Raw genomic sequence first — 1843 nt, forward strand, 5'->3', positions numbered from 1 at the left:
AAACTCCAGCAGATTTATGTGTTGCACTTATGAATTGAACTTAGAAGTTTTTAATGTGTTGAAAATAAGAGAATTGATATGCAACCTTTTTTGAAAAAATGCAACCTTTTTTGCAACCTTTTTGAATTTAAAAAAGCATTAAATTTTATGTATAAAGAATTGGTAAAAACAGGAAAGTATAGCTAAAATACTCATTTATAGGCATAAAAAAAGAGCCCAAATCAGTTTTTGCCGATTTGGACTCGTATTCAGTGGTCCCACCTGGGCTCGAACCAGGGACCACCTGATTATGAGTCAGGTGCTCTAACCAACTGAGCTATAGGACCGGTTTTGAGGTTGCAATATTACTACTATTTTTGATGCAATGCAAAAAAATTTTAAAGTAAATAACCACTAAAGCCCCTCCGGACAGTATTGCCTGCCTATAGTGTTTATAGTCACTACAGGATTATTGTTTTTTTGATATAGCTCTGTCAGCTGAAAAAGCCCCACCGCCGGTAACAGCCAGTGCTGCCGAAATGCCTATGGCAAGCAAAAAGAATTCAGCACCCTCAGCAGGCTGGTTGCCAAACCAGTTCATGAAAAAATAGTCATTATGGGAAGTAAGTATAATCCCCAGCATTACTATACCTATGGCAATACTCCACAACCGCGTTGCAAAACCTGCCAGTAAGGCCACCGGCCCAAAAAACTCTATAACAATTACCAGCAAGCCCACCAGCCACGGCAGTCCCACAGTTTCCGTAAAATAGTTCATCGTACCGCTAAAGCCGAAGCCGCCAAACCAACCCAGGAGCTTCTGCGCCCCGTGCGGGAAAATAACAACCGCCAGGAAAAGCCTCAGTACAAGCGGTGCATAACTGTTGTCCGTGTCAAAAATCAGTTTTTTCATTGCATCAATAAATAAAGTATTAGTGTATAATTTATGTTTACCTTCTTTGTGTCTTTCAGTGTAGGTCATAATGATTAAAATTTTACCAAAAGTTCATGTAGGTCAAATCAGTTACAGGATACAAAGTTCAGCACCTGTACCTTCCCATAAAATCACATAGGGTAAATAAATTTGTTATCCTGTGTTAATTACCGTCCTTAACCAGCTGTTTCCGGATTCGGCTCAGGCTTTGCGGAGTAATCCCCAAAAACGAAGCTATATGCCGGTTGGGTATACGCTGTTCTATGTCAGGATAGCGCTTCCTGAAGTCAAGATAGCGTTCTGGCGCCGTCTGGCAGAGTGTAGAAGCTATCCGCCGGTTATGGGCGGCAATAGAATTGGTATAAAGTTTACAGAAATAAGCATACATTTTTGGCACCTGTTCATAAAGCAGCCCAAGGCCTTCTTTCGTTATGAGCAACACCTCACTGTGTTCCAGGCAGTCAATAGAATAACTTGTAGGGTTGCCGCTGAAAAAACTGTACAGGTCACCCGCCCACCAGTCTTCAGGGCTAAACTGCAGCACATGTTCCGTCCCTTTGTTGTCAACAATAAAGGTGCGCAGCATGCCCCTGACCACAAAAATCTCATAACGCGCCGTGTCATGCTGCTGCATTACATACTGGTTTTTACGAAATTTACGGTACAGGAACGCTTCCCTGATGATGCTCTTTTCCCGCCCGGTTAAAGGCACATTTTTATCCTCAATATTTTGTAGCAACAGGTCCCACATCGGCAGTTTGTTTTACCAAAATTAGTAAAAACAATGTGTACGATGCCCTGAGCTTACAAATTTCCCTGTGCTTATCTTGATTATCAGGAGCAGCAGGCTAAGCGCACTTTTGCAACCGCATTTCGCGCTGTACGCTATATCTCCCCGCCGCCATAAGCGCGGCGCCGGGGAGGATGCCG

The 1843-nt window shown here is 42.9% G+C and carries 2 protein-coding genes and 1 tRNA gene; all 3 read right to left on the minus strand.

Going from position 1 to position 1843, the window contains the following annotated elements; all coding sequences use genetic code 11:
• Positions 1–252: 252 nt before the first annotated feature.
• A tRNA-Ile gene (locus tag CHU92_RS00810) sits at positions 253–326 on the minus strand.
• A gap of 122 nt (positions 327–448) precedes the next feature.
• Complete coding sequence (locus CHU92_RS00815) at positions 449–961, minus strand: DoxX family protein (RefSeq protein WP_243389532.1); 513 nt, start codon at positions 959–961, stop codon at positions 449–451.
• Positions 962–1076: 115 nt separating this feature from the next.
• A complete protein-coding gene (locus tag CHU92_RS00820; protein ID WP_094411640.1) occupies positions 1077–1664 on the minus strand; it encodes a Crp/Fnr family transcriptional regulator in 588 nt (195 codons plus the stop codon).
• Positions 1665–1843: the final 179 nt, after the last annotated feature.

Origin of the sequence: Flavobacterium cyanobacteriorum, from assembly GCF_002251835.1 — a bacterium.
In the GTDB taxonomy this organism is placed as follows: domain Bacteria; phylum Bacteroidota; class Bacteroidia; order Flavobacteriales; family Flavobacteriaceae; genus Flavobacterium; species Flavobacterium cyanobacteriorum.